Source organism: Bacillus sp. 491mf, from assembly GCF_900112415.1.
Classification (GTDB): domain Bacteria; phylum Bacillota; class Bacilli; order Bacillales; family Bacillaceae_G; genus Bacillus_A.
This window is the reverse complement of record NZ_FOLV01000002.1, coordinates 1-25,874: the sequence shown is the minus strand read 5'-3', so window position 1 is coordinate 25,874 and position 25,874 is coordinate 1. Positions and strand designations below refer to the sequence as shown.

At 35.1% G+C, this 25,874-nt stretch carries 23 protein-coding genes and 1 tRNA gene; 5 read left to right on the top strand and 19 right to left on the bottom strand.

Annotated elements, in window-relative coordinates:
* Positions 1–83 precede the first annotated feature (83 nt).
* From BM211_RS02875 to BM211_RS02845, 7 genes are all read right to left on the bottom strand, one after another.
* On the bottom strand, positions 84–713 hold the full coding sequence (locus tag BM211_RS02875) for a phosphatase PAP2 family protein (protein WP_035435535.1): 630 nt from the start codon (positions 711–713) through the stop codon (positions 84–86).
* Positions 714–770: 57 nt separating this feature from the next.
* The gene (locus BM211_RS02870) at positions 771–1,823 is read right to left on the bottom strand and encodes a polyamine ABC transporter substrate-binding protein (protein ID WP_035435542.1); all 1,053 of its coding nucleotides are present in this window, start codon (positions 1,821–1,823) and stop codon (positions 771–773) included.
* A 117-nt stretch (positions 1,824–1,940) separates the two neighbouring features.
* Positions 1,941–2,741: an ABC transporter permease gene (locus BM211_RS02865; RefSeq protein WP_035435544.1), complete on the bottom strand. Its 801-nt coding sequence runs from the start codon at positions 2,739–2,741 to the stop codon at positions 1,941–1,943.
* Positions 2,742–2,747: 6 nt separating this feature from the next.
* A complete protein-coding gene (locus tag BM211_RS02860; protein ID WP_035435546.1) occupies positions 2,748–3,593 on the bottom strand; it encodes an ABC transporter permease in 846 nt (281 codons plus the stop codon).
* Complete coding sequence (locus BM211_RS02855) at positions 3,590–4,573, bottom strand: ABC transporter ATP-binding protein (protein WP_035435547.1); 984 nt, start codon at positions 4,571–4,573, stop codon at positions 3,590–3,592. The genes BM211_RS02860 and BM211_RS02855 overlap by 4 nt, the downstream gene beginning before the upstream one ends.
* Before the next feature lie 269 nt (positions 4,574–4,842).
* Complete coding sequence (locus BM211_RS02850) at positions 4,843–6,210, bottom strand: aldehyde dehydrogenase (protein WP_035435549.1); 1,368 nt, start codon at positions 6,208–6,210, stop codon at positions 4,843–4,845.
* A gap of 197 nt (positions 6,211–6,407) precedes the next feature.
* On the bottom strand, positions 6,408–8,792 hold the full coding sequence (locus tag BM211_RS02845) for an immune inhibitor A domain-containing protein (protein ID WP_090995045.1): 2,385 nt from the start codon (positions 8,790–8,792) through the stop codon (positions 6,408–6,410).
* A 340-nt stretch (positions 8,793–9,132) separates the two neighbouring features.
* Here BM211_RS02845 and sinI point away from each other — a divergent pair, with 340 nt between their 5' ends.
* Both sinI and BM211_RS02835 read left to right on the top strand, forming a co-directional pair.
* Positions 9,133–9,246, top strand: a complete 114-nt coding sequence (gene sinI, locus BM211_RS02840) for a DNA-binding anti-repressor SinI (protein WP_141771584.1) — start codon at positions 9,133–9,135, stop codon at positions 9,244–9,246.
* Between the two features lie 96 nt (positions 9,247–9,342).
* Positions 9,343–9,666, top strand: a complete 324-nt coding sequence (locus BM211_RS02835) for a helix-turn-helix domain-containing protein (protein ID WP_035435554.1) — start codon at positions 9,343–9,345, stop codon at positions 9,664–9,666.
* A 140-nt stretch (positions 9,667–9,806) separates the two neighbouring features.
* Here BM211_RS02835 and BM211_RS02830 read toward each other — a convergent pair whose 3' ends face one another.
* From BM211_RS02830 to BM211_RS02790, 9 genes are all read right to left on the bottom strand, one after another.
* Positions 9,807–12,194: an immune inhibitor A domain-containing protein gene (locus BM211_RS02830; RefSeq protein WP_090995041.1), complete on the bottom strand. Its 2,388-nt coding sequence runs from the start codon at positions 12,192–12,194 to the stop codon at positions 9,807–9,809.
* Positions 12,195–12,650: 456 nt separating this feature from the next.
* Positions 12,651–13,244, bottom strand: a complete 594-nt coding sequence (calY, locus tag BM211_RS02825) for a biofilm matrix protein CalY (protein ID WP_035435558.1) — start codon at positions 13,242–13,244, stop codon at positions 12,651–12,653.
* A 514-nt stretch (positions 13,245–13,758) separates the two neighbouring features.
* Positions 13,759–14,445 carry an LPXTG cell wall anchor domain-containing protein gene (locus BM211_RS02820; protein WP_051957356.1) on the bottom strand — a complete coding sequence of 229 codons (687 nt, stop codon included), beginning with the start codon at positions 14,443–14,445 and terminating at the stop codon, positions 13,759–13,761.
* Positions 14,446–14,527: 82 nt separating this feature from the next.
* The gene (locus BM211_RS02815; RefSeq protein ID WP_035435559.1) at positions 14,528–15,118 is read right to left on the bottom strand and encodes a CalY family protein; all 591 of its coding nucleotides are present in this window, start codon (positions 15,116–15,118) and stop codon (positions 14,528–14,530) included.
* A 133-nt stretch (positions 15,119–15,251) separates the two neighbouring features.
* The gene (locus BM211_RS02810; protein ID WP_035435561.1) at positions 15,252–15,881 is read right to left on the bottom strand and encodes a DUF4047 domain-containing protein; all 630 of its coding nucleotides are present in this window, start codon (positions 15,879–15,881) and stop codon (positions 15,252–15,254) included.
* Positions 15,882–16,316: 435 nt separating this feature from the next.
* On the bottom strand, positions 16,317–16,892 hold the full coding sequence (gene sipW, locus BM211_RS02805) for a signal peptidase I SipW (RefSeq protein ID WP_035435563.1): 576 nt from the start codon (positions 16,890–16,892) through the stop codon (positions 16,317–16,319).
* Positions 16,893–17,042: 150 nt separating this feature from the next.
* Complete coding sequence (locus BM211_RS02800; protein WP_090995038.1) at positions 17,043–18,278, bottom strand: D-alanyl-D-alanine carboxypeptidase family protein; 1,236 nt, start codon at positions 18,276–18,278, stop codon at positions 17,043–17,045.
* A 148-nt stretch (positions 18,279–18,426) separates the two neighbouring features.
* A complete protein-coding gene (locus BM211_RS02795; RefSeq protein WP_035435653.1) occupies positions 18,427–18,654 on the bottom strand; it encodes a hypothetical protein in 228 nt (75 codons plus the stop codon).
* A 177-nt stretch (positions 18,655–18,831) separates the two neighbouring features.
* The gene (locus BM211_RS02790; RefSeq protein ID WP_090995035.1) at positions 18,832–19,359 is read right to left on the bottom strand and encodes a hypothetical protein; all 528 of its coding nucleotides are present in this window, start codon (positions 19,357–19,359) and stop codon (positions 18,832–18,834) included.
* Between the two features lie 236 nt (positions 19,360–19,595).
* On the opposite strand from BM211_RS02790, the gene BM211_RS02785 reads away from it, so the two are divergent.
* Positions 19,596–19,668: transfer RNA gene (locus tag BM211_RS02785), tRNA-Val, on the top strand.
* A gap of 167 nt (positions 19,669–19,835) precedes the next feature.
* On the top strand, positions 19,836–20,801 hold the full coding sequence (locus BM211_RS02780; RefSeq protein WP_256216747.1) for a tyrosine-type recombinase/integrase: 966 nt from the start codon (positions 19,836–19,838) through the stop codon (positions 20,799–20,801).
* Between the two features lie 479 nt (positions 20,802–21,280).
* On the opposite strand, the gene BM211_RS02775 is transcribed toward BM211_RS02780, so the two are convergent.
* Positions 21,281–22,216 carry a hypothetical protein gene (locus BM211_RS02775; protein WP_090995033.1) on the bottom strand — a complete coding sequence of 312 codons (936 nt, stop codon included), beginning with the start codon at positions 22,214–22,216 and terminating at the stop codon, positions 21,281–21,283.
* Positions 22,217–22,737: 521 nt separating this feature from the next.
* On the opposite strand from BM211_RS02775, the gene BM211_RS02770 reads away from it, so the two are divergent.
* Positions 22,738–23,867 (top strand): IS3 family transposase gene (locus BM211_RS02770; RefSeq protein WP_090995030.1). Its coding sequence is split into 2 segments (ribosomal slippage): positions 22,738–22,993 and positions 22,993–23,867, totalling 1,131 coding nucleotides; the frame shifts between segments, so codons are not numbered across the junction.
* A 271-nt stretch (positions 23,868–24,138) separates the two neighbouring features.
* Here BM211_RS02770 and BM211_RS02765 read toward each other — a convergent pair.
* Both BM211_RS02765 and BM211_RS02760 read right to left on the bottom strand, forming a co-directional pair.
* Complete coding sequence (locus BM211_RS02765) at positions 24,139–25,395, bottom strand: PIN-like domain-containing protein (RefSeq protein ID WP_090995027.1); 1,257 nt, start codon at positions 25,393–25,395, stop codon at positions 24,139–24,141.
* 164 nt (positions 25,396–25,559) lie between these two features.
* The coding region (locus BM211_RS02760) for an IS3 family transposase (protein ID WP_141771581.1) at positions 25,560–25,874 on the bottom strand (315 nt) is incomplete at its 5' end.

Below are 25,874 nucleotides of genomic sequence, written 5' to 3'. Positions count from 1 at the left end.
TCATATTCTTTCTCTTAGTGTATCATATCCACTCTTTCGTTCATGAAAAAAGCTACCCTTTCATCAAAAAAGGATAGCTTTTCTTAACGCGCTGAATAAAAACGGTGTAAATAAATAGCGATAATAAGTAAGACACCGCTCATACAATAACCTGCTAACACATCAGTTGGATAGTGTACGGATAAAATGATCCGGCTTAGTCCAATTAAAACAATACATACACTGGCTACAATCGTTATAAAGTATTTTGCACCTGCACTTTTTACATTTACTGCGATCATATAAGCAAGAAATCCATACGTAACAATCGATAACATCGCATGTCCGCTTGGAAAGCTATATCCAAGCGCATCTAACGCCTCGTTAATAGTTGGACGATCTCTTTTCACAATCGCTTTAATTCCTTTATTAATAAGATGTGTACTAAGAATGGAGAGAGGATATATGACCATTGCTACGTAATAACGTTTCTTCCAAAAACAGAACAGACTTACCGATAATACACTTACAATCCCAATTCCAGAACCGAGTTTTGTCATATAACGAAAAAACGTAAGTGACGATTCTGTTTGCAGTCCTGTTACCATTCCTTTCACATACATATCGACTGTCGTTACACCGCCAGAATGTACTCTCCACAAAGTGATGCTAAATGCACAAAGCAAAAGTGCGATGCATACAATCTCATACATATGTAATTTCTTTTTCGACATTCGGAACCTCCTGCTATAAAAAAGCGCGATTTCCGCTAAGAAATCGCACTTTTTTTATTACTTTTCTTTTCCTGTCTTCAGCTCTGTCCAGTAACGATCATACTCTTTTAATTTTCCGTTCACATCAACAAGCCATTCTGTACGATCTAGCTCTTCTTTTGTTAGGAAAATCATATGATTGTTTTGATACTCTTTACTGTGAAGAGTACGAGCCTTTTCATTTGGATTACTATATCCAATGGATTCATAGTTTTTCACGCTGACTTTTGGATCCATTAAGTAGTTAATAAATTTCTCTGCAAGCTCTTTATGTTTTGCACCTTTTGGAATTGCTAACGTATCTGCCCAAATTGTACTGCCTTCTTTTGGAACGACGTATTCAACATCCTTATTCTCTTTTGCAATATATGCCGCATCTCCGGACCATACCGTACCGATCCATGCCTCTTCAGTAATAAATTGTTGTTTAATATTATCTGTTTCAAACGCTAATAAATTTGGTAATAATTTTTGAATATCTGTAAAAGCTGTTTTTAACTCTGCATCATTTGTTGAGCTATTTGAAAAACCATGTTTTTTCAGCCCCATGCCAAGTACTTCACGAGAATCATTTAATAATGATACGTGACCTTTATATTTATCATTCCATAAATCATTCCAGCTTGTTGGCGCTTCTTTTACATATTTTTTATTATAAGCAATGCCCGTTACACCCCATGTATACACAATCGAATACTTATTTTCCGGATCAAACGGAGGTGTTTTAAAGTTTGAAACAAGATTCTCTACATTCGAAATGTTCTTTTTGTTTAATGGCTCTAACAGATCCATTTTTGTCATTGTTTTTACCATATAGTCAGACGGTTGAACTAAATCATACTTTGCTCCGCCTGCTTGTAATTTCGCAAGCATCTCTTCATTACTTGCATACTTATCATAATTCACTTTCACATCATACTTCTTTTCGAAGTCTTTAATAACTTGCTCATCAAAGTTATCAGCCCAGCTGTAAATATTTAATTCTTCCTTCTTTTCGCCGCATCCTGCTAACACCCCTGCAGCAACTCCGAAAGTAAGTGCTGTACTTGCAGCTACTTTCAACCATTTCATTTGCATTCCCTCCTAGTTTGAACTTCATCATTCATCTTTTACTCGTTGATTTATCTCGATTGGGTGGGCTTTCCATCAGTGGGGGAATGCCCCTCCACTGATGGAAGTTTCACTTTATTATAACGGAAGATGGCCGCCTGTATTTTCCTCTCCATCTGCACCTTTGCTACGGAACATCTCAGAAGCGAGCATTAATCCGACAATTACAACAATCAAAATTGTCGACAATGCATTAATTTCAGGCGATATACCACGTTTTACCATACTGTAAATATACAGTGGCAATGTTGTTGATCCTGGACCTGATACGAAGAAACTAATAACAAAGTCATCAATCGATAATGTAAATGTCAATAATGCCGCTGAAATAATACCTGGTGCTAACCCCGGAAGCGTTACATAGCGAAATGTTTGCCACGGCGTTGCCCCTAAATCATTTGCTGCTTCTTCTAAATCGCGCCCCATACCGGAAAGTCTTGCTGATAATACGACAACAACAAATGAAATACTAAATGTAATGTGAGCAATAATAATTGTCATTTGCCCAAGTTCAATACCGAGTTGACTAAACAAAATTAAAAGCGATAATCCCATTAAAATATCTGGAATGAGAATTGGTAAATAAACAAGTCCGTTAATTGCACCTTCAAAACGATATTTATAACGATGTAAAGCAATTGCGATTAACACACCTAACAGTGTAGAGACAATTGTCGTGACAACTGCAATCGTTAAACTGTTGATAAGCGCATCAATTACATCCTGTTTTTGAAATAAATCTGTATACCAATGAAGTGTAAAGCCTTTCCACTCCGCATTAATACGTGAGTCATTAAACGAAAACAGCATAAGTACCATCATCGGTAAATAAAGAAACAATAAAATTAGCCAAGAATAAGTGACTAAAAACTTTTTCATCTTCGTTTATTCCCCTCCGTTTCCATAGTTATATACTTTCGTAGCCCGATAATATAAGTAAATTAACAGAACAGAGAATAACACAACAATCATAGATAACGCTGACCCAAACGGCCAATCACGTGCACCTAAAAACTGATTTTGAATCACATTTCCGATTAATGCAACTTTCGAACCACCCATAACGTCTGATACAACGAACATACCAATAGACGACACAAATACTAAAATCGATCCTGTCGCAATTCCTGACATCGTCATTGGAACTGTTACATGCCAAAATGCTTTAAGCGGCGTTGCACCTAAATCATATGCCGCCTCTAATTTTCTCTTATCAAGTTGTTCAATCGCTGCATATACAGGCAAAATCATAAATGGTAAGAGTGAATATACCATCCCTAAAATAACAGATGGTGTATTGTACAGTAAATTTAAAGGCTCACTAATAACACCTAACTTCAGCAATAAAGTATTGACAAGCCCTTGTGAACGTAAAATAACAATCCAAGCATATGAGCGGACTAAAAAGTTAATCCAAAATGGGATTGTAGCAAGAAGCAGTAAAAGTGAACGCCATTTACGATCAACAATCGTCACCGTATAGGCGAAAGGATATCCAATTAACAAACAAAGTACTGTTGTAATAACGGCAACTTTTACTGTTTCCCATAACGTCTCCATATAGAGCGGATCAAATACACGTCCAATATTCTCTAATGTAAATTTCATCTCAACTGTTCCATACGTCCCGCGCTGGAAAAATGAAAAAGCTAATACAAACAATAGAGGCGCTAAGAAGAAGATAAGCAACCAGACAATTGTCGGTAATGCAAGTAATTTCCCTTTTTTCAATTTAAGGTCACCTCATCTTCTTTCTCCCAACCTATAGACACATTGTCACCAATGTTCCACTGCATCGCTTCGTCTGCACTTTGATACGCCATAAACAACTCGCCTGTTTTCTCATCGCGAATATAAAGCTTTTCCATATTTCCGACAAATTCAATATCCTCAATATGACCAAAGTGATAACCCTCATTAGATGACTCTTCCACGGAACGTATTTTCACATTTTCCGGGCGTACTGCTACGTATGTTTCCCCTGTTTGGACAATATTATTTTCTCCAATAAACGTTGCAACGAACAACGTTGCTGGCTTGTGATAAATTTCTTTTGGCGTTCCAATTTGTTCAATATGACCTTTGTTCATAACCACAATACGATCACTCATGCTCATCGCTTCTTCTTGGTCATGCGTCACATAAATGAACGTAATCCCAAGATTTCGTTGTAAGTTTTTCAACTCACGCTGCAAATCTTTTCGAAGCTTAAAATCTAGTGCTCCTAGCGGCTCATCCAATAACAACACACGAGGATTATTCACAATTGCACGTGCAATCGCTACACGCTGCTGTTGTCCACCAGAAAGTTTTGATGGTTTCCGATTACGGAATTCTGTTAACTGAGTTAAACGCATCGCTTCCTCAGCACGTTCTATTTGCTCCGCTTCAGAAACCTTTTGCATCTTTAATCCAAAGCGAATATTCTTCTCAACATTCATATGCGGAAATAGTGCATAATGCTGAAATACTAAGTTCATATGACGTTTATAAGGCGGTAAATCGTTAATCGTTTCTTCATCAAGCGAAATGACACCTTTTGTCGGTTTTTCAAAACCAGCAATCATACGAAGTAACGTCGTTTTCCCACAACCACTCGGACCAAGAATCGTTAGAAACTCGCCTTCTTTAATGTCTAAAGAAAGAGCCGGAATAATAACTTGATCCCCAAAATGTTTTTCTACTGCTTCGACCTTAATAATATTTTTCATCTTCTCTTCCTATCTACCTCATATTTTTGATAATCATAAATAACCAAGTATTCTATATATACTACCTTTGTTTTATTCTAAACAAAAACGATGTTTCATCACATAATGCGAACGTGATGAGTGGTGAATGAACGTCCGCCACTAATAGAAGCTTCACTTTATGTAATATGTTCAGTTTAATTTTACACGGTACACACCTTGAATAGAAAAACCCCTTCGTGTTGAAGGGGATTTTATCCTACGGACGCACCAATTGATAAACACCATCATCATTTTAACAATTTTCGAATGAATTTTAAAGCACTTTTTGTAGAAGAATAGCGGATTTTCATATCAAATGCTGTCGATTGAGATAAAATGCTTTTATAATGTGAAAATATTTGAAAACTCTGTTCTCCGTGATAACTCCCCAGTCCACTTTGACCAACACCACCAAATGGTAAATACGGCGTTGCTAGATGATATACAACATCATTAATACAACCGCCTCCATAGGAAATGGATTGTGTTACTTGCTTTTGCAAATCTCGCGATTCAGAGAAAACATATAATGCAAGCGGTTTCGGATGGCCCTGAACAGTTGCTATCACATCTTCTATCTTGTCATACTCTAATATTGGTAAAATTGGACCGAAAATCTCATCTTCCATAACAGCATCATTCCATGTCACATCTGTAAGAAGTGTAGGTTCAATTAATAGTTTATCTTGATCATAATTCCCGCCTACTACAGCCTGACCATCTTCTAAAAATGACCGTAATCTTTCAAAATGTCGTTTGCTCACGATCCGAACATATTTTTCATTTTGCAATGGCTGTTCTCCATATTGTTCATGCACAGCTTTTCTCATTTCCTCTATAAATTGATCTTTAATAGAAGAATGAACGTATACATAATCAGGTGCCACGCATGTTTGCCCTGCATTTAAAAATTTTCCCCATACAATTCGCCGCGCTGTAACATCAAGCTTCGCATCTTTATGTACAATGCATGGACTTTTGCCGCCAAGCTCAAGGGTAAGAGGCGTTAATTGTTTTGCAGCTGCCTCCATAACAATTTTCCCAACTCCCACACTACCAGTAAAGAAAATATAATCAAACGGCTCCTTCAGTAAAGCTGTGCTCACATTGGCGTCTCCTTCCAACACTGCAACAAACTCTGGTGGAAATAACTCCGTTAACATTTTTGCAAGAACGCTAGAAACATTTGGTGTTAACTCAGAAGGTTTCAAAACAACTGTATTTCCAGCCGCAATCGCGCCAACTAACGGGGCGACCGCCAGTTGAAACGGATAATTCCACGGGGCAATTATTAACGTTACGCCATACGGCTCCGGAATAATTTTCCCTTTTGATCCAATATGAGTCATTGCCGTTTTCACACGCTTTGGTTTACTCCATTTAGAAAGATTCTTTAGCATAAAAGAAATTTCTTTTAATGTATAGCCAATCTCTGTTGTATACGATTCATGCTCTGATTTATTTAAATCCAGCTTTAGCGCTTCAAAAATTTCAGATTCATAGCGCTGAATACCTTCATATAACGCGCGTAGCTGTTTCTTTCTTTCCTCTATTCCTCTTGTTTTCCCGCTATAAAAGTAGGATTTTTGTCGTTTTATAATAGAAGCAATCGTCATAAAACTCCCCCCTTTACTTCATCATATATTATAATACATTTCTTGTTTCTTCTTATAGAAAAATAAACTGATATGTAAAATATTATTTTTTATGTTCCAAGTGCTTTTCTGCTTTTTTTCATAGAGTGACTGAGTAGTTACTATGTTTCTATAAAAAAAGCTGTTGAAAGGAATCCCCTTCAACAGCTTTTCCATTATTAACGATATAAACGAACTGCACCTGCAGAATTATCATCTGCTTGTCCAACTACTTCAAATTTCAATCCAAGTTTCGGTAATTTGCGTCCTGCATCTGGGATTAATTCGTTCATATACAATTTAGAATCATCAAACTTCGTTACACCTGGTAATCCTTTGTAATCAAATGTTCCGCGTGATGGAGATACAACTTTCCATGCTGGCGCTTGGTTAAAGGAGAACGCAGCATCTGCAATTTGGTATCGTGTACTATTTTTAACAGATGGCTTACCATTTAACGTTCCAACAATTGCCTCTGGGTGAGAGTCAACAACTCCTAAGAAACCTTCGCCTGGATGAAGACCAACCCAGTTATCTGTAAAGCTAGAGTCTGCATACCATACAAGAAGCCCCGTATTATACTGTACACCGTTGCTATATTTTAACGCTTGGTCAGCACCAGCATAGTTTCTCCACTCTAAATAGTAGTTATTTTTCTTCTTATCAAAACCGTTTGCTACAACGAAACCGTTTAATTTTAATAGTGTGTCACCTTCTGCATCATCAGAGAACACAACATTTCCATCGACAGTTAATGTCGCATTATCAAGAGTAAAGCCGTTCGGTGCTAACCCACCGTCTGTAATATATTCGAACACTAATTTTACTTTTTGACCTTTAAATTGGCTTAAGTCATATGACTTATCTACCCATTTACCATCTGTTGTGTCTAGACCACTTTTCACATTCTTTTCACCAATTCGATCCACTAACGTTTTCTTACCATCTTCTGTCACTGCATGTACTTCAAGGAAATCATAATCAGTTTCAATTTCATACAATGATTTGTAATCAAACTTCGTATTTGTTGCTTTTGTTAAATCAAACACTGGCGTTTCTAATGTCGTATGAAGATCGTCGCCTTTTGTACTATAGTAATATTTCTTACCAAATGCAGGCTGAATACCTTTTACATCTTTGTCTGGTAAATTAACGCGAATTAGACCAGGACGAGCTGATTTCGTTACACTTTGATCTAAGTATGTCGCAAAACCGATACCGCGATTTAATTTATCATAATCAACCTCTACAATGTTCGCCCAATTTCCGCCAATGTTCTTTTGAAAGAACTCTTTGTTTTGCGGAGAGAAACTTGCTGGCGTTGTACCTGCAATTTTACCTGCCCAGCTGCCGCTCATAACAGACCAAGAGTTAATCGGCTCACCTGATCCAGAATACTTCGTATCATACTCATCTGGAAGACCTAAATCATGACCAAATTCATGCGCGAATACCCCAACTGCTCCGTCCTCTGGCTCAATTGTGTAATCGTACGCTGCCATTTTACCGCCCCAGTTATCAACTTTTGCTTTTGTTCCTTCAATTGGATATGGGTTTCCAAGGTTCCAGCGATGTGACCAAATTGCGTCATCACCTAATCTACCACCGCCTCCATCTTGACCAACACCAGCGTGAATGACCATTAAGTGATCAATAAGACCATCTGGTTCATTTTTATTTCCGTCTCCATCAAAGTCATATTGATCGTATTGGTCAAATTCAGATAAGTCCATACCGCTTGCTACAGCTGCATCTAATGACTCTTTTACAAGATCACGAGGTCCTTTTGGCCCCTTATTATCATGACCGCCATCACCAGCATCTGCACCATAATCCGCTGCTTTACCTGGAACTGTTAACCACTTTGTTACTTTTCCATCGACTGAGTAACTACCGCCTGATTGCTCTTCATAATATTGTTTAAATGTTGGAATTTTCGAACCATCAAAGAGCGTAAACGGCTCATCACCAAATAACATTTTTTGATAATGTTCTGGAGTAAAATCGTTTGCATACATATAACCTGGAACTTGATCAATATTGTTATGTTTAAAATCAGCATACTCTACTAGCAATACAAGTACTTTATCTTTGCGAACATCACCATTATATTGTTTTTGCTTCGCTGAAGAAGTTGGTACTTTTCCGTTTAATCCACCTTTAACTTGCTCTTGCCCAGCTACTGGGCCACTAGCTGGCTGATCTGCTTTTTCTTTCATATCTGCTTTTGCATCTTTCACTTTTTTCAAAAAGTCAGAAGCTTCTCTCGAGACACTATCCCCTGCTGCTGGCTCTTTCCCAGCATTTTCGCCTTTTTTCTTCTCTACGTATTTTTCAACAGCTTTTAATGTGTCTTCTTTCGATGCAGACTCACTAATTACACCGCGCTTCTTGAGCGCCTCTGCTAGACGATCCTCTTGAATTAAATTTTCGTCAATTGGGCTTAAAGTTCCTGCATTAGCCGGCGTTGCCGCATAAATAGATTGACTGCCAAACCCAAATGTGCAACTAAGCACAGCTGTCGCCGCAAGCGTAGACAGCACTTTAAAAGGCTTTTTCTTCATCCCTATTCCTCCCCAAATCAAAATACATACTAATATTTTGATAATAAAGAAAATTCTATCAATTTGCAATATAATGTCTTAATTTGTAATATTTTTGAAAAAATCCTATACTCCGTATGATTTAATATTAAAACTTATTAATTTATAGAGAATATCTTAAGAAAATATTGATAAAATTTGCTAAAAATATTAAAATTTTTGTAGGTAATTACAAAATACTTGTCCTGCTTTATAAATTTTTTTAATATATATAAGCTTTATGTTTTTTTACTATTATTAGTGCATTTTTTAGTTTTTTATTTTTTATAACCGCAATTACTAGGGGGCGTCATTTGTGCAAATGGAGAAGAAAGAATTACTTGATTCAGAATGGGTCGATTTATTGTTGGAAGCTTTAGATATGAATATAACTAGTACGGAAGTATCTGAATTTTTGAAACATGAAAGTCAATAATCACAGAGCTAACCAACATTGTTCTTTCTAAACAAAAGTGTGTTATAATATAATACATCTTAAGTCGAATACATACAGTATGAAAGGTGCGCTAATATGATTGGAGAACGTATCAAACGACTGCGTCTACAAAGAGGCATCTCCTTAACAGAACTTGCCGAAAAAGCAGGCGTTGCAAAGTCATATATTAGTTCCATTGAACGAAACTTACAAAAAAATCCTTCGATTCAATTTCTCGAAAAGATTTCTAGCGTTCTGCACGTTCCTGTTGATGTACTCCTTCATGATGAACCAACTGAGGAACATGCAATGGACTCTGAGTGGATAAAACTTGTTAAAGAAGCCATGCATTCCGGTATTTCAAAAGAGCAATTTCGTGAATTTTTAGAGTTTAATAAGTGGAAACAACAAAAAAAATGACGCAGACAGAGCGCTTTCTATGAAGGTGCTCTTTTTCTTTATATTATAAAAAGATATTCAGACACAAAAACAGGGTGTGGAGAATGTATTCTCCACACCCTGGCTGTTGAAAGGAATTCCTTTCAACAGCTTCTCCATTATTAACGATATAAACGAACTGCACCTGCAGAATTATCATCTGCTTGTCCAACTACTTCAAATTTCAATCCAAGTTTCGGTACTTTACGCCCTGCATCTGGGATTAAATTGTTCATATACGTTTTAGAATCATCAAACTTCGTTACACCTGGTAATCCTTTGTAATCAAATGTTCCGCGTGATGGAGATACAACTTCCCATGCTGGCGTTTGATTAAAGGAGAACGCAGCATCTGCAATTTGATATCGTGTGCTACTTGCAACAGTTGGTTTACCATTTAATGTTCCCACAATTGCCTCTGGATGAGAATCAACAACTCCTAAGAAACCTTCGCCTGGGTGAACACCAACCCAGTTATCTGTAAAGCTAGAGTCTGCATACCATACAACAAGACCTGTATTGTACACTGGACCACGACCATGTTTTAATGCTTCATCTGCACCAGCGTAGTTTCTCCACTCTAAATAGTAGTTATTTTTCTTCTTATCAAAACCGTCTGCTACAACGAAACCGTTTAATTTTAATTTTGTTTCGCCTTCTGCATCATCAGAGAACACAACATTTCCATCGACAGTTAATGCAGCATTATCAAGAGTAAATCCATTTGGTGCTAAACCACCATCTGTAATGTATTCGAATACTAATTTTACTTTTTGACCTTTAAATTGGCTTAAGTCATATGACTTATCTACCCATTTACCATCTGTTGTGTCCATACCATTTTTCACATTCTTTTCACCAATTCGATCCACTAACGTTTTCTTACCATCTTCTGCCACCGCATGTACTTCAAGGAAGTCATAGCCAGTTTCAATTTCATACAATGATTTGTAATCAAACTTCGCATTTGTTGCTTTTGTTAAATCAAATACTGGCGTTTCTAATGTCGTATGAAGATCATCGCCTTTTGTACTATAGTAATATTTCTTACCAAATGCAGGCTGAATCCCTTTTACATCTTTATCTGGTAAGTTAACACGGATCATACCAGGACGAGCTGATTTCGTTACACTTTGATCTAAGAATGTTGCATAACCAATACCTTTATTTAACTTATCATAATCGACTTCAACAATATTTGCCCAATTCCCACCAATTGTTTTTTGGAAGAACTCTTTATTTTGCGGTGAGAAACTTGTCGGTGTTGTTCCTGCAATGTTACCTGCCCAGCTACCGCCACTCATAATAGACCAAGATTGAATTGGCTCACCTGCACCAGAATACTTCGTATCATACTCATCTGGAAGACCTAGATCATGACCATATTCATGTGCGAATACGCCGACTGCTCCGTCTTCTGGCTCAACTGTATAGTCGTATGCAGCCATTTTACCGCCCCAGTTATTCACCTTTGCTTTTGTTCCATCAATTGGATGTACTTTCCCAAGATTCCAGCGATGTGACCAAATTGCGTCATCACCTAATTTACCACCGCCTGCTTCTTGCCCAACTCCAGCATGAAGAATCATTAAATGATCAATAATACCATCTGGCTCATTTCTATTTCCATCTTCATTTATGTCATATTGATCAAATTGGTCAAATTCAGATAAATCCATACCGCTATCTACAGCTGCTTTTAATGCATCTTTTACAAGATCACGAGGTCCTTTTGGTCCTTTATTATCATGACCGCCATCGCCAGCATCTGCACCATAATCCGCTGCTTTACCTGGAACTGTTAACCACTTTGTTACTTTTCCATCAACTGTATAACTGCCACCTGATTGCTCTTCATAATATTGTTTAAATGTTGGAATTTTCGAACCATCAAAGAGTGTAAACTGCTCATCACCAAACAGCATTTTTTGATAATGTTCTTGATTAAAATCGTTTGAATACATATAACCCGGTTCTTGATCAATATTGTTATGCTTAAAGTCAGCATATTCAACTAGTAATACAAGAACTTTATCTTTGCGAACATCACCATTATATTGTTTTTGCTTCGCTGAAGAAGTTGGTACTTTTCCGTTTAGTCCACCTTTAACCGGAGCTTGTCCAGCTGCAGGTCCTCCAGTTGGTTGACCTGCTTTTTCTTTCGCATCTGCTTTTGCATCTTTCACTTTTTTCAAAAAGTCAGAAGCTTCTCTCGAGACACTATCCCCCGCTGCTGGTTCTTTCCCCGCATTTTCGCCTTTTTTCTTCTCTACGTATTTTTCAACAGCTTTTAATGTGTCTTCTTTCGATGCAGACTCACTAATTACACCGCGTTTCTTGAGCGCATCTGCTAAACGATCCTCTGGAATTAAATGATCGTCGATTGGCGTTAAAGCTCCTACATTAGACGGCGTTGCTGCATAAACAGATTGACTACCAAATCCAAATGTGCAACTAAGCACAGCTGTCGCCGCAAGCGTAGACAGCACTTTAAAAGGCTTTTTCTTCATCCCTATTCCTCCCCAAACCAAAATATGTACTAATATTTAGATAATAAAGAAAATTGCATGAATTTGCAATATATTCTCTAAATTTGTAATACTTTTGAAAAATTACGTATTTTCTATATGATTATATATATGGATAAAATGATTATTTTAGAAAATATTAATAAAGTAGAGTTTAATACGTGGAGACAAAAAATGATGCTGGAAGAGTGCTTTCTGTGAAGGTGCTCTTTTTCTTTATATATAAATACAACTTGAAAAAACACTTTTTTTAGATGCTTGAGAGCGTCTGGCCATGCTTGGAGCGGTCAGGGACACTTTCTGTCACAGGAAATGTGAAAACAAAGCGAGAGTAGGTCATGTTTTGTTATGCATAGCCGTGACCTATATGTTAGAAAACCAAAATGTATTTATATATAATAAAAAGCGGAAGGAAGCCTTCCGCTTTTATTACATTATTTATTTCTCTTCACCTTCAGTTTGTGAAGCATTGAACGTCCATTCTAAATTCAATTTGTCGCCTTGGAAGATATTTTGGTCTTGTCCATTATCTTCGAAAACGAATTGCACCCATAGATAATCCTCTGAACCAGCTTTTAAGCCGCCTTCTTCAGCCCATTCAGGAGCAAATACATCTTTTGCAACTACATCTGGATCTGCTTTTTGCAGGTCAGCTAATGTTGTTTCATAAACTGGCTCGCTTTGTTTATCCCAGTTCCAGATAAACTTTACTTTAATGTGCTTACCAAAATCTTCACCATTATTGTCGCCTTTGCTATCAGTTACTGAATATTTAGTTGCTAGCTTTACATCTTTGATTGCTAATGAACCATTATTTTTTAATAAAAATTCTTTTTTCACAGAATCGCCTGGTTTTAAGTTGTCGATATCAACGATTGTTTTTGGATTAAGCTCAAGATCTAATGTACCCGCTGCAAACGTATTGTTGGATACTTCTTTATCGCTAAAGAATGCAAACGTTCCTCCACCGATTAAAGATAACCCTAATGCTGCTGATGCTACTCCCATGCCTAACTTTTTCTTAAGACCCATTCTAAATTCCCCCAATTCTCTTTTTATTGTTAGCTCTTATATAAATAAGAGATGTAACTAATAAAATAATTGCTTCATTTTAACGTAATCGTGCCAGTCTACTTCCTATTATCTCTATGTATGTTCTTTCATAAGCCCTTTGAATTCATTATAAAGAACAAGGGCGTATTAGAAAAGTGTCAAATATTAAGATATTCCCACTTTTTTCATCGTTTAATTTATCAATATTCTATTTTTCGCTATTTTTCTAATTTTTTCTCCCCTTTTATCTAGAATAGTCAAAAAATAAAGAAAATTCATTCTGTAAAACTTAAAGAGTTCAACAACATTGTATTCTATCACAATTCAAATAGATGTGGAAAACAATTGCTAGTATCCCATTCTCATATCTCTATTTATGGATCTCTCAATAAACTTACTTCTTTCCTCATAGGTAAAACCACACAGGTTACGTAAAATAACCTAAGGTAGCTCCTTCTTCTAACAAGAAGAACTACCTTAGGTTACCATTACTTTACTCTCTAATTCTTTTTCGCCATAATAATATTGCAACTATAATCAATCCACTTCCCAATAAAATTAACATTATATCTCCATACAAACTCCCAGTACTAGGTAATTTATTTTGTTTTACATACGAGTGATCTAAAGTCCTATCAGTATTACCATTGCCTTCGTTTCTATTCGATATATCATTCTTTCCACTATCTGTTTTTTCTACTATATCGCGCGAATCTTCTGCATAGAAAACAAATTTCATATTTACCTTTAAACCTTGATAATCATTTCCCAATTCTTCAGGGAATCGAACTATACATTGTAACTCTTCGTTTTTCCCTTTTCCCAATATACGTTTTTCTTTTTTTGTAAACCCACTCAAACTTCCTTTATATAACAATTGGTCCGAAGCCCTAATCTCTAGCTGCAGCGCATTATATAATTTAACTGAACCTTCATTAAATTCTGAATTTAAAAAGTAAGAGAAGTCCTCACCCTGTTTATTGCTAACATGAATACTCCTTTTCTTCCAATCTCCTGGTTTCATGTCCACCACATCAAATAACATTTCATTAGGTGTCAAACTTAAATCAATTTCCTGACGTTCCTTCGCCTGTATTTTCTCCATATCCATACAAATTCCAACAAACAGCACAATAACACAATAAGTGATCAAAACATACCAAAGTTTTTCGCGGTTCATACACATCCCTCATATAAGCAAAAATATGTTAGAAAAACCCTATATAGAAAAAGGTGGGACTATCCCACCTTTTAGAAAAAAATTATCTTTCTTCTCCCTCAGTTTGTTCTGCTTCGAACGTCCATTTCAATTCAAGTTTATCCCCTTGGAATTGGTTTTGATCTTTACTATTATCTACAAATTCATATTGTACCCATAGATAGTCTGAATCACCATGCTTTAAACCGCCTTTTTCTGCAAACCAGCTACCAAAAATACTTTCTTGAACTGCATCTGGTGACATTCCTTTTAAATCTGCTAATGTTGTTGAGAAAATCGGCTCGCTAAGCTTATCCCAATTCCAGAAGAAGTTTACACGAATATGTTTTCCAAAGTCTTCTGTATTATTACCTTTTGCATCTATTACTTTATAGTCCGTTAATAATTTAACAGTTTTGATATCTAAACTACCATTATTAATAAGTTTAAAATCACGTGTCATCTTATCCCCAGGCTTAATATTATCAACATCAATAATTTTTGTCGGATCTACAGCAAGGTCTAAAGTACCTGCTGCAAATGTATTATTTGAAACCTCTTTATCGCTAAAATACGCAAATGTTCCTCCACCAATTAAAGATAATCCTAATGTTGCTGACGCTACTCCCATACCTAATTTTTTCTTAAATCCCATTCCATATTCCCCCTAAAAACACATTATTTTTTATGTTAACCTCTACAGTTGTAGAAGGTATAACCTCAGATAATAAATCCTTTTCATAATGTTTTTCTGGTTGATTAGAAATGTATTGTCTCCGCTTTGCTGTTTATGATTTCACCTGTTCTTCTTGTTGTTTTTGCTTCACTTGTTCTTCTTGTTGTTTTTGCTTCGCCTGTTCTTCCTTTTGTTTCTTTTCTTCATCAATTTTCTTTTGTAATACTTCATTCATCTCATCTATTTTTTGTATACTTACTTGTTGTTCAATATTATTTTTTATTGCTTTAATATTTGTAAAGCCGTTTTGTACGTATGCAAATACATCTTGACTTGCCTTCGTATTGTCAGCTTTTACAGTTTCAGATACTTGATTATAATATCCTTCAATCTCTGTATATATTTTTTGTAACTCTTGTTGATCTTGTACAAGTTTTTCACGCTGTTGTTGCCAATTCACCAAAACTTTCTCAATTTGTTCTACAGATGTACTTTTCTGCGCGTCTTGCATCATATTTTGATATATTTTTAAAATCTCTAATTCTTTTAACTGTGCTTCTTTTACACTATTTTCAACTGTTTTTGGAAATACGATCGCAGCTGAAACGACAGACTCTACCTTTTTTTCATTCAAAAACTTAGCTTCTGTAGTTCCTATAGCTGTTGCTCCCATATAAAAAGAGATAGAACACATACACGTTAATACGAGTGTATTTTTAAATCTCCTGGATACTTTGTTCATGATACCCTCTCCTGTCACGTGCATTGTAATTCTTTATTAAGAACCTTACATTTACATTATAGTGAACTTAAAAATAAAATGAAAGACAATTTAAGATACAAAAAACGACAGATCCACGACTTATTTTTACATTATATGTAAAAAATTGTCTGTACTAATTAAATAAGGTTTATCACCAAAAAACGGGGGTGACATATAGATAGATGTACACTCCACTCCGAGTGGACGCTTTCCGCGGGCGAGAGCCAGCCTCCCTCGACAAGCCTGCGGGGTCTCACTTTCCTCGCTATTCCGGCAGGAGTCGCCATTCTCCGTTCTGTGTATTAAAAATGATTCATTTTCAAAAAACAACCCCAAGTTATGGTGAAGAACCGTGAATAAAGAAAAAATGGTACTTATTAAACACAAGTACCATACTTTACAAAAATATTATAGTTACACAGATCCTCCTACATCTGCAGATTTATTTTTCTTTTCATTATCAATGCTACGAATTGCACTAAAAATAGAAACTGCTGAATACCCAAGTAAACATATACCTGGAATAATTAAAAGTAAGGCAGCTCCTGCTTTTGAATTCGCATACCCCAACAAATATCCCACATAAGGAACAGTAATATCTGCATATTTTCCAATTACATTTTCAGCAAGAACCGGCTTTAAATCAGGACCATTATTATTGTCCCCTTTTGTTTCATAAGCCACTTTTCCATTTACATCTTTCACATCAATAATGCGGTGAGTCACAATCTTATTATCTTTCTCTTTAAACGTAATAACATCACCTTTTTTATACTTTGAACCATCTTTCGTTGGTTCAATCGCAATAACAGACCCTGTTAAAAACGTAGGTTCCATTGATCCTGATAATACCGCTTTGAATTGGTATCCCATCACCGTTGGATCGCCGCCACTCGCCTTTGACGAAATAACAACAAACGCTAAACTAACCATAATCATAAACAAAACAAAAGAAATGATATTACTCATTACTTTCCATACAAACTTCATCTGTTTCCTTCCTCTCATTTATTTCGCCTTTATATAAGTAAATCGCAAAAAACATTCCTATTCGGTATTCTTTTTACAGAACTCACAATTATATTATAATGAATATTCAAAAAACACAATAAAAAATAGGCAAAATACATTTGCCTATTTTCATCGCGACAACATCTTCTGTCTTTTACGATTCCAAAGAAATACTCCGATACTAAAGATAATAAGAACAGCTGCACTAATACCAGCTATTAACTCATACGAAAAAGTTGATTTTGTTATACTAGTCTCTTCCGGCTTCTCAAACACAACATCTGCTTTTGAAAGAACGTTAATACTTTCTATCGTTTGATCATTTTTCTTAAGATCGACAGTCCCAATCACATCACCGCGGCGAAGACCCGTTTTATATAAATGTACCTCATCAACATGCTTTTCTTTAAAAACAGCTTGTACATTTTTCGCTTCACCTTGTTTCATTACAAGATCAACACTTCGCTCAAGCTCACCATCTACTGATTTATTCAAGTAAAGCATTTCCTTTGTCCAATTGTTTTTATCTAACACTTGCTGCTTTGCAAATTGCGAAAATCCATAATCAGCAAGCTTTCTCATATCCTCATAAATTTCAGGTTTTTGTGAAGCCATTACGACATTCACAATACGATTTCCATCTTTCTCATTCATTTGGACAAGCGTATTACGCGCTTCATTTGTAAAACCTGTTTTCCCGCCAATGCAAAACGGATTTTCAAAATATTGTCCTTTATTAAAAATAGAAGCAGTTTGTCTTGACGTTGTAACATTTGTTCGCTTCGTATTCATAGCCTTCATAATTTCTGGATGCTTCATCGCACCTCTTGTAATCATTGCCATATCATACGCCGTTGTATAATGATTCGGATCATGAAGACCATTTGGCGTAACAAAATGACTATCCTTTGCCCCTAACTGCACTGCCTTCTCATTCATCATCTTCGCAAAATTTTCTGGACTTCCTGCCACATGCTCCGCAATCGCATATGCTACATCATTTGCACTTAACACCATTAAAATCATAAGTGCCGTATCACGATCTACCGTTTCCCCAGCCTGAAGTTCAATTTGATAATTACTTTTCTCTTGTTCAAGAGCTTTTTGAGAAAAAGTAATCTGCTCCCCAGGTTGTACATGCTCCACTAACAAAATACTCGTTAACACTTTCGTCATACTAGCCGGAAAAGCACGCTGATGTGCATTTTTGTCATACAAAACATCACCTGTTTTCGCATCCATTGTAACCGCAAACTGCCCGAATACTTCCGGCGTTGGTACATTTTCGGCATACAACTTAACAGGAGCAAGCAAAAATAAACAGCTCGCAATAACCAAAGCCGAAATTTTCTTGAAATTCAACATACAATTCTCCCTTTTCTTAACTCTCTATATATACGTTAATTAATTATCGAAATCAAAATGGAACACGATACTCTTTATTCACCGTTTTTCAGTATATCATAATTTTACAAAAAAATACATCATATCAATATAGCAAAATAAGGAGGAATCATTCCTCCTTATCTTCCTCATCACTTAAGAGATCTCTAAATCTCTTATTAACGTCCTCTTCCATTATCTCATCCGTTACCCCAATAAATAACCAACCCTTTGATACAATCCACTGTAAAAACTCATCTGCAAATTCATCATGAGACACATTTACATCAAGAACTGCTCCATTAATAGCAATTGTTCTATATCTCGGCACAAACATTTTAAAATTTTTTCTTACCATTTCCGCCCCTTCATTCATATATATATTTAGAAATAAATCATTTATTCCTCTGTATATAATATTAATAGAATGGTAAAAAATGAACTCTTCATATGCCCTAAAAACTACTATATAAACGAAAAACTTCCTTCTATTTAAGAGAAAAAGAGCCTCTGACCACATATAAAAGTCTCGCATTTACTTGCTGTGCTGCTTAATATATTCATCGTAAACAGGAACCTCACTCCCATCTCCAGCTTTCGCACTATTAAAAACATAATTCACATCAATTCCATTTACTTTAATATCAAGGTCGTGGACAATACGATGTGCATACCTTAAAGCTTGCGTATCATGATGCTTCACTGCAATACTATGTAACTTCTCAGCTCGTTCCAAATCGCCTTTTAAACCATCATTAGACAAAGAAACAGCTTCCTTCAACGTAACCGCAATTAATTCAAAAGAACTTCTAGACTCGTCCCATGACGGGCTATTCACATCTTCATATTTCTCATACTTCTCCCAGCCCGTTATATTATTTAAATCACTATGTATCGCTGTTATTTTTTGCGGAACATTCTTTGATAGATCTTCTTTCACTTGTTCAGCCTTCTCAACCTTACTTTCTTGTTGATCCGTCTTATAAAACAACTGCAAACCACCTAATATTACTCCTACTAAAACAAAACCTCCAACAACAAACACAATCCCCTTTTTAAACATGATGCTCCCCCTATACATCAATCTCTCATTTTTCTCATAATATTACATTTGCTAAAAATCACTATTTTTTTACATTATCATGTATACCCACATGTAATGATATAAAATGAAGTACAACACCCTTCTAATTATTATTCGAAATATTATAAATAAAAAGTCTTGTAGAGTTCCTATTATTTCATTTATAATAGAAACCATAAAATAACAACGATGTTTATCCATCATTATTTCATCATGATCCCGTAGCTCAGCAGGGAGAGCGCCACCTTGACAGGGTGGAGGTCGCTGGTTCGAGACCAGTCGGGATCATTACTTTTTAAGAGACCGTATCCTACAAGGGTTTGTAAGTGTTAAGGTTTTATCCTTTGCACACCAAAAATCACCCTAGTGTTGCGGTCAATTACTTTTTAGGGTGCAAGTCATTCACGTCTTCTTATACGGTAAACCAAATTACCGATATAGGGAGGCGTTTTATTTTGTCCAGAACGGGTAAAAGAGGCAAAGCAACGTTAGGCCGTACAAATATTGAGGTTACACAGGTTGAAACTTACACATTCCAAGAGTTATTTAACATTTATATATTTGCAAAAGAAGCAGAAGGTCTTGCAAGAAGAACACTTGAAAATAAGAAGGGGTATTTCTTAGTATTTCACCGATATTTAGAAGAACGTCATGAATACGTAACGCCTAATACACTGGATACTAATACTATTAGAGAGTTTTTATATTACTTGAAGAATGACCACATTAAGCATAAAAATAACCATTGTGTTAAGGAAGAATATAAATCCATTGATGTCTCCGTTTCTTATATAAAGACTATCATGAAACATCTGAAAGCATTCTACAACTTTCTCGTCGAAGAGAATTATGTACATTTAAATCCTTTTACAAAAATTAAGTCATTAAAAGAAGCACAAGATAATATAGAAGCATTATCCGTTGATCAATTAAAAACTTTACTTAAACAGCCAAATCAACGAACCTATGCAGGATTCAGGGACTATGTATTAATGATGTTACTTGCTGATACAGGTATGCGGATTAGTGAAGCGTTAAATCTTCAACAAGAGGATATTGATTTTAAAACGAATGTAATTGAGTTAAAAGGTACTAACACAAAAAAACGTAAAACTCGATATGTACCTATGTCCCAAAAGACTAGTAAGCTACTGCGTGAATTACTAGTTGAAATTGAGGAATTTGATACCCTGCATATATTTGCTACTGTTTATGGAAATACCATTGATCCTGCACGTTTTAGACAAAGATTAAAAATATATGGTGATAGTGCAGGAATTAAGGGGGTAAGAGTCTCTCCTCACACTTTCAGACATACATTTGCAAAGTATTATTTGCTTAATAATGGCGATGTGATGACTCTACAAAAAATTTTAGGGCATTCATCAATTGAGATGGTTAGGAAATATATTATAATATGACAAATAAAGATATTATAGCTCAGCACAATAAGCATAGTCCGATTAATAATTTATAAACTAAAGAGTGATCAAAATGTGCACTCTTTTTCAAGACATTATCCTATGCAACAAATAGAGTTTTAATTGTCACTTTTTCGTCATCAAAACACTAATTTGTTTGATAAAAAAATAGAGAAGCAGATGTATTTATATACACTGTTTAATATATGAATTAAGTAACCTAAAAAATCCTATCAATCTTATAGCTTTTCTATATGGGTATTTCACACGTAAAAAATAACGTTTATTAACATTGTTTCCCATTTATCTTATATGGTAACGATTTTTAATTTAGATTGCAGAAGTAGTAGAGTTTATATTTCTATTCACCGCATAAGTTACTATATTTAATTACGCACTACCCTATTTCAAAAGAAAAAGACATCCTTTACAAGGTGTCTTTAATGTTTAATAGCATCAACAGTAATATTGATTAACTGTCATAATTTGTCAATTATATTAGTGAAATTGTCAATTAGTTTAGGTAACTTAGTAGAAATTTCATCCATATTATTGAACGATTTCATTGTTAACATCTTTTTCATGCCAGTGGTAATAGAGTTCCCAAAGGATTTAATCCGATTTTTTTTAGGCTGTTCTTGTTGAAGTGTTTCCTCTAAATCACTAAGATTTTCAGCCATTTCTTCTTTTTCTTGAATTGTACTTTGTTCTAAAAACTCTTTAAATTGGTTGATAATTATTTTTAATTCTTCCAATTCTTTGTCTTGACTTGATCCGAGATTGACTGTTTGTTGTATATTACTGCTTTCATAGTTTTGTTGTATTCCTGTAACTGTGGCATTAAAATTATTATTTACAGTTATAGTTCGTTTGGAACTGTCAACTTGCTTTGACATTCCTACAAAATGCTCAAGCCTTGCAGCAAGATTATTTAAATCAAACATATCTCCAGCCATGTCACTACCTTCAGCATATAATGTCTCTACCATTTTAAATGTAGCATCACCGTATTCCTTATTTGGATACTCTCTCCATATTTTCCTGTGATGACTATGTTGCTCATGAGCATTTGCACCCAAGTTTTTCAGTAATCGAATATGATACTCTTTAATTTCAGAATATATTCCATTAATAACCTCTTGTAAGTCATTAATTGCAGTATTAAAGTATCTTCTTAAATCATAGCAACTTGCTTTAAAATCATAATCCACAGAACTCCAATAACCTATTTTTTCCAATTCTTCGATTGTAGATTTAAATATATTATCTGAATCCCTTAAAAATTCAATCCATTGTTCTAGATCAATTAACATATCTGGTAATGACTGATTACTATAACCCGTGCTTCCTATCACTAAACCTCGTACCATATTAACACCTCTAATTACTTTAATTTTATTATAACAAACTTGCAACTATCTCCCCTTAATATCTGATTGAAAGCAATCTGTATTAAAGCAAAGAAAAAAACTTTATTAGTGCCTATAATGCTTAGTCAAAGTAACAATAATTTTACCTTACTCACAGTCTAAATTTCACCGTTTGTTCCTTACATTTCATAATACAGTCCGTACGGCTCATAGAATTGTTATAAGAACATGATTAGAACAATGGCACTTAATTTCTTCTCACTATTCACATGTGAATACATTTCGTAGTCTATAAATATTCCCTATTAATAAGTTAATCTTTTTATAAACTAGTTTAATTATATCATTAAAGACGGAAACAATATCCATTTTATCTCCATCATACAATGTCATAGGCACTCTCGTGATTCTTCATTAAGAATAAAACAAAAATACTCTGGAACAACGTCTAAGATATTAAGTATAATCTCCACTGTCCAACTTTTAAAATGGATAGGCTACACTGAACTAGACAAAAAAATTAAGGTCAAGTAGACTACAACTAATATATTTGAGGAGAATCTACTATGACGAAAAATAAAAGAGAAAGAAGAACCTTTACAGCAGAATTTAAACACCAAATGGTTCGACTGTATCAAAATGGTAAACCAAGGAAAGACATCATTAAGGAATACGGACTAACACCATCATCATTGGATCGATGGATCAATCAAAATCATACGTCTGGCTCATTTAAAGAGAAAGATAATAAGACGGCTGAACAACTAGAATTGGAAGCGTTGAGAAAACAAAACAAACAGCTTCTTATGGAAAATGATATTTTAAAGCAAGCGGCGCTGATACTAGGACGAAAGTAAAAGTAGTGAAGAATAACCTACATAAATACTCGATATCAGCAATGTTTGATGTCCTACAATTACCAAGAGCAACGTATTATTATGAGGCAAAACAAGCACAAGATACAGTAGATGAATTGTCACCACTCGTGAAAGAAATCTTCCGAGAGAGCCGTCAGAACTATGGAACACGAAAGATAAAAGTGGAATTAAAGAAGTTAGGATATGTGATTTCACGTCGCCGTATTGGACGAATCATGAAGAACCAAGGTTTAGTATCTCACTATACGATTGCACAATTTAAACCGAAGAGAGTTAGCTGTAATGAAGAAAAAATTTCAAACGAGCTCGATCGTCAGTTCAACCAGAAAGAAGAACTGACTGTAGTCGTAAGCGATTTAACATACGTCCGTGTGAACAAAAAGTGGAATTACGTATGTTTATTAGTTGATCTCTTTAATCAAGAAATCATAGGACATAGTGTAGGCAAAAAGAAAGATGCCGAGCTTGTTTCACAAGCTTTCGCAACGGTGAAAACAAACTTGAATCGGATTACCTTATTTCATACAGACCGAGGAAATGAGTTCAAAAACAAGCTGATTCACGATACGTTGGAGACCTTCAAAATTAAGCGTTCATTAAGTGCGAAAAGCTGCCCATACGATAATGCGGTAGCGGAAGCAACCTACAAAATCTTTAAAACAGAGTTCGTTCGAGGTCGTCATTTCGCAAGTTTAGAAGAATTGACCTTAGAATTGAACGACTACGTAAACTGGTTTAACAATGTTAGAATCCATGGAACACTAGGCTATTTGAGTCCTGTTCAGTACAGGCAGGAACACCTAAAAAAAATTGTCTAGTTTCGTGTTGACATACCATTCTCATATAATAGGATACAAAATAGAGTAAAAGTTAGTATACTCCCTCTAATACGTATAGCCGCAAAACAGTATAAAATACAGTAGGCAAGCGATAAATAATTTCGTAATACCTACATTACGTATAAATAGCTAAGAGGATAAAATACAGTAGTATTCGATAAAAATTACATTCTATAAGGTATAGGTAACTAACGAGGTAAAAATTAGTAGTTAAAACAAAAAAGACTACTCGAAAGTAGCCTGTTATAAATTATCCTTCATATGTAGTATATGCTATTCTTTCCTTAAGGACTTTTTCCACCTTTTCTTGGAATATTTCTAGTTGGTTAGCATATTCTTTCGCTTCTAACAATCCCGAATCGACTAATTCCTTTTCTTTAGTTAGGCGATAGTACTCATCTTGATAAAGTTTATAGAAAAACTCTCTTTCACTAGGTAAATAAGTCGTCCTAAGTTGCATTAAATCTCTTATAATAGATTTCATTAAAGCTTCACTATAATCATTATAAAAGTTGTTCGGTTCTTCAGTATAAAAACTAAATTTCTCCATTATTTCTAATTCTTTTTCAGACATTTTTAGACCTTCAGATTCAGAACTTACGGAAGACTCTCTTAAATCTTCTATCTCTTTAATTGCAATCTCACTTACTTTTTCCCTTAACTGGCCTTGTACTTGATTCATAAACTGTTCACTTTTATACATGTAAAAAGAAACGTCTGTCTCTCTTCTAAACTCATTTAGCAGTTCAATACGCGGACCAATTGTTCTACCTTTTTCAATTTGCCACCAATCTGGTTTCACGTCATCTGTAACAAAAATCATTGATTTATTGTCATTTTTTGCTTTATCTATAATTTGCTTCCAAACAACTAAATCTCCAAACTTATCTTGATAAATAACACCGTTATATTCTTTAGTCTGATCTTTCTTATCTTTTTCATCTTCGAAACCAGGTGGAAACTTCTTCTTGTAGCGGTCTTCTCCCTCTTTATAAATCTTCTCTAATTCACCTTGTGTATATGAATTGCCTATCTTGTTTTCATACAATTTGTTCAATGAATCTAAAATACTATCTTCATTGAGAAAATTAGGATGTTGTTCCTTATCCTGTTTTAAACCAGCAATAATTTCATCAAACGAGTCTTGCATCTTCTGCGCTATGACATCCGTATGTATTTTCGGGTGTCTGCTGTTAAATCCTTTTTTAAACTTTGAAATAAACTCTGTTGCTTGCGAATCTATTTTTCCACAAATATTATCATAAGCTATTTGTTGCTCTAAAATAACGTTCACCCTATTGGAATGAAACTCTAAACCTACTTGATAAGGCATCCATAATCTATCACTGATTTTCTCTAGTATTTCTAGTAACTTATTTGCAGTAGGCTCCGAGTATCTATATAGATTCAACAACACATTTGCATCTATTACAAAATAACAATTATCAAAAATATTTTTAAACTCTTCTTGATTATATTTATAGAACTCAGGAAATACCGTTTTCATGAGAACCTCCAACCTCTAAGATATTTATATATCAATTCATAACATATAAAGAAAGAATTTTCCATCAATATCAACTATCTAACTAATAATGAATGATATTTTATAAATAAAAAAAGACCGTCGAAGAGTGGTCTTATCCCTGTCAAGTAGACAATATAAAAAAACTATGCAGCTAGTGCGTGTCTAAACTCAATCGGCGCACGCTGATTGAGTTTAGATTGAAATCGTTGATAATTATAATAGTAAATATAATCTTCAACGGCTTGTCTTAATTCACTTTCCGATTTACACTGGTATAGATACAACTTCTCTGTCTTGAGGTGCGAAAAGAAGGATTCTACACAGGCGTTATCTAGGCAGTTTCCTTTGCGAGAGTGGCTGCCTTTTATGCCATATGCTTCTAATCGCTTGTTGTATGCATAAGACGTATACTGATAGCCTTGATCCGAATGGAGAACGGCTTCAGCTACGTCTTTTTT

Excerpts from the sequence above, each read along its gene's own strand:
- BM211_RS02815 (WP_035435559.1), bottom strand. The coding sequence starts at position 15,118 with ATGGGATTTAAGAAAAAATTAGGTATGGGAGTAGCGTCAGCAACATTA.
- sinI (WP_141771584.1), top strand. The coding sequence starts at position 9,133 with ATGGAGAAGAAAGAATTACTTGATTCAGAATGGGTCGATTTATTGTTG.
- BM211_RS02875 (WP_035435535.1), bottom strand. The coding sequence starts at position 713 with ATGTCGAAAAAGAAATTACATATGTATGAGATTGTATGCATCGCACTT.
- BM211_RS02835 (WP_035435554.1), top strand. The coding sequence starts at position 9,343 with ATGATTGGAGAACGTATCAAACGACTGCGTCTACAAAGAGGCATCTCC.
- calY (WP_035435558.1), bottom strand. The coding sequence starts at position 13,244 with ATGGGTCTTAAGAAAAAGTTAGGCATGGGAGTAGCATCAGCAGCATTA.
- BM211_RS02795 (WP_035435653.1), bottom strand. The coding sequence starts at position 18,654 with ATGGTAAGAAAAAATTTTAAAATGTTTGTGCCGAGATATAGAACAATT.
- BM211_RS02765 (WP_090995027.1), bottom strand. The coding sequence starts at position 25,395 with ATGAAAACGGTATTTCCTGAGTTCTATAAATATAATCAAGAAGAGTTT.
- BM211_RS02830 (WP_090995041.1), bottom strand. The coding sequence starts at position 12,194 with ATGAAGAAAAAGCCTTTTAAAGTGCTGTCTACGCTTGCGGCGACAGCT.
- BM211_RS02810 (WP_035435561.1), bottom strand. The coding sequence starts at position 15,881 with ATGAACAAAGTATCCAGGAGATTTAAAAATACACTCGTATTAACGTGT.
- BM211_RS02800 (WP_090995038.1), bottom strand. The coding sequence starts at position 18,278 with ATGTTGAATTTCAAGAAAATTTCGGCTTTGGTTATTGCGAGCTGTTTA.
- sipW (WP_035435563.1), bottom strand. The coding sequence starts at position 16,892 with ATGAAGTTTGTATGGAAAGTAATGAGTAATATCATTTCTTTTGTTTTG.
- BM211_RS02850 (WP_035435549.1), bottom strand. The coding sequence starts at position 6,210 with ATGACGATTGCTTCTATTATAAAACGACAAAAATCCTACTTTTATAGC.
- BM211_RS02820 (WP_051957356.1), bottom strand. The coding sequence starts at position 14,445 with ATGAACCGCGAAAAACTTTGGTATGTTTTGATCACTTATTGTGTTATT.
- BM211_RS02790 (WP_090995035.1), bottom strand. The coding sequence starts at position 19,359 with ATGTTTAAAAAGGGGATTGTGTTTGTTGTTGGAGGTTTTGTTTTAGTA.
- BM211_RS02855 (WP_035435547.1), bottom strand. The coding sequence starts at position 4,573 with ATGAAAAATATTATTAAGGTCGAAGCAGTAGAAAAACATTTTGGGGAT.
- BM211_RS02865 (WP_035435544.1), bottom strand. The coding sequence starts at position 2,741 with ATGAAAAAGTTTTTAGTCACTTATTCTTGGCTAATTTTATTGTTTCTT.
- BM211_RS02845 (WP_090995045.1), bottom strand. The coding sequence starts at position 8,792 with ATGAAGAAAAAGCCTTTTAAAGTGCTGTCTACGCTTGCGGCGACAGCT.
- BM211_RS02870 (WP_035435542.1), bottom strand. The coding sequence starts at position 1,823 with ATGAAATGGTTGAAAGTAGCTGCAAGTACAGCACTTACTTTCGGAGTT.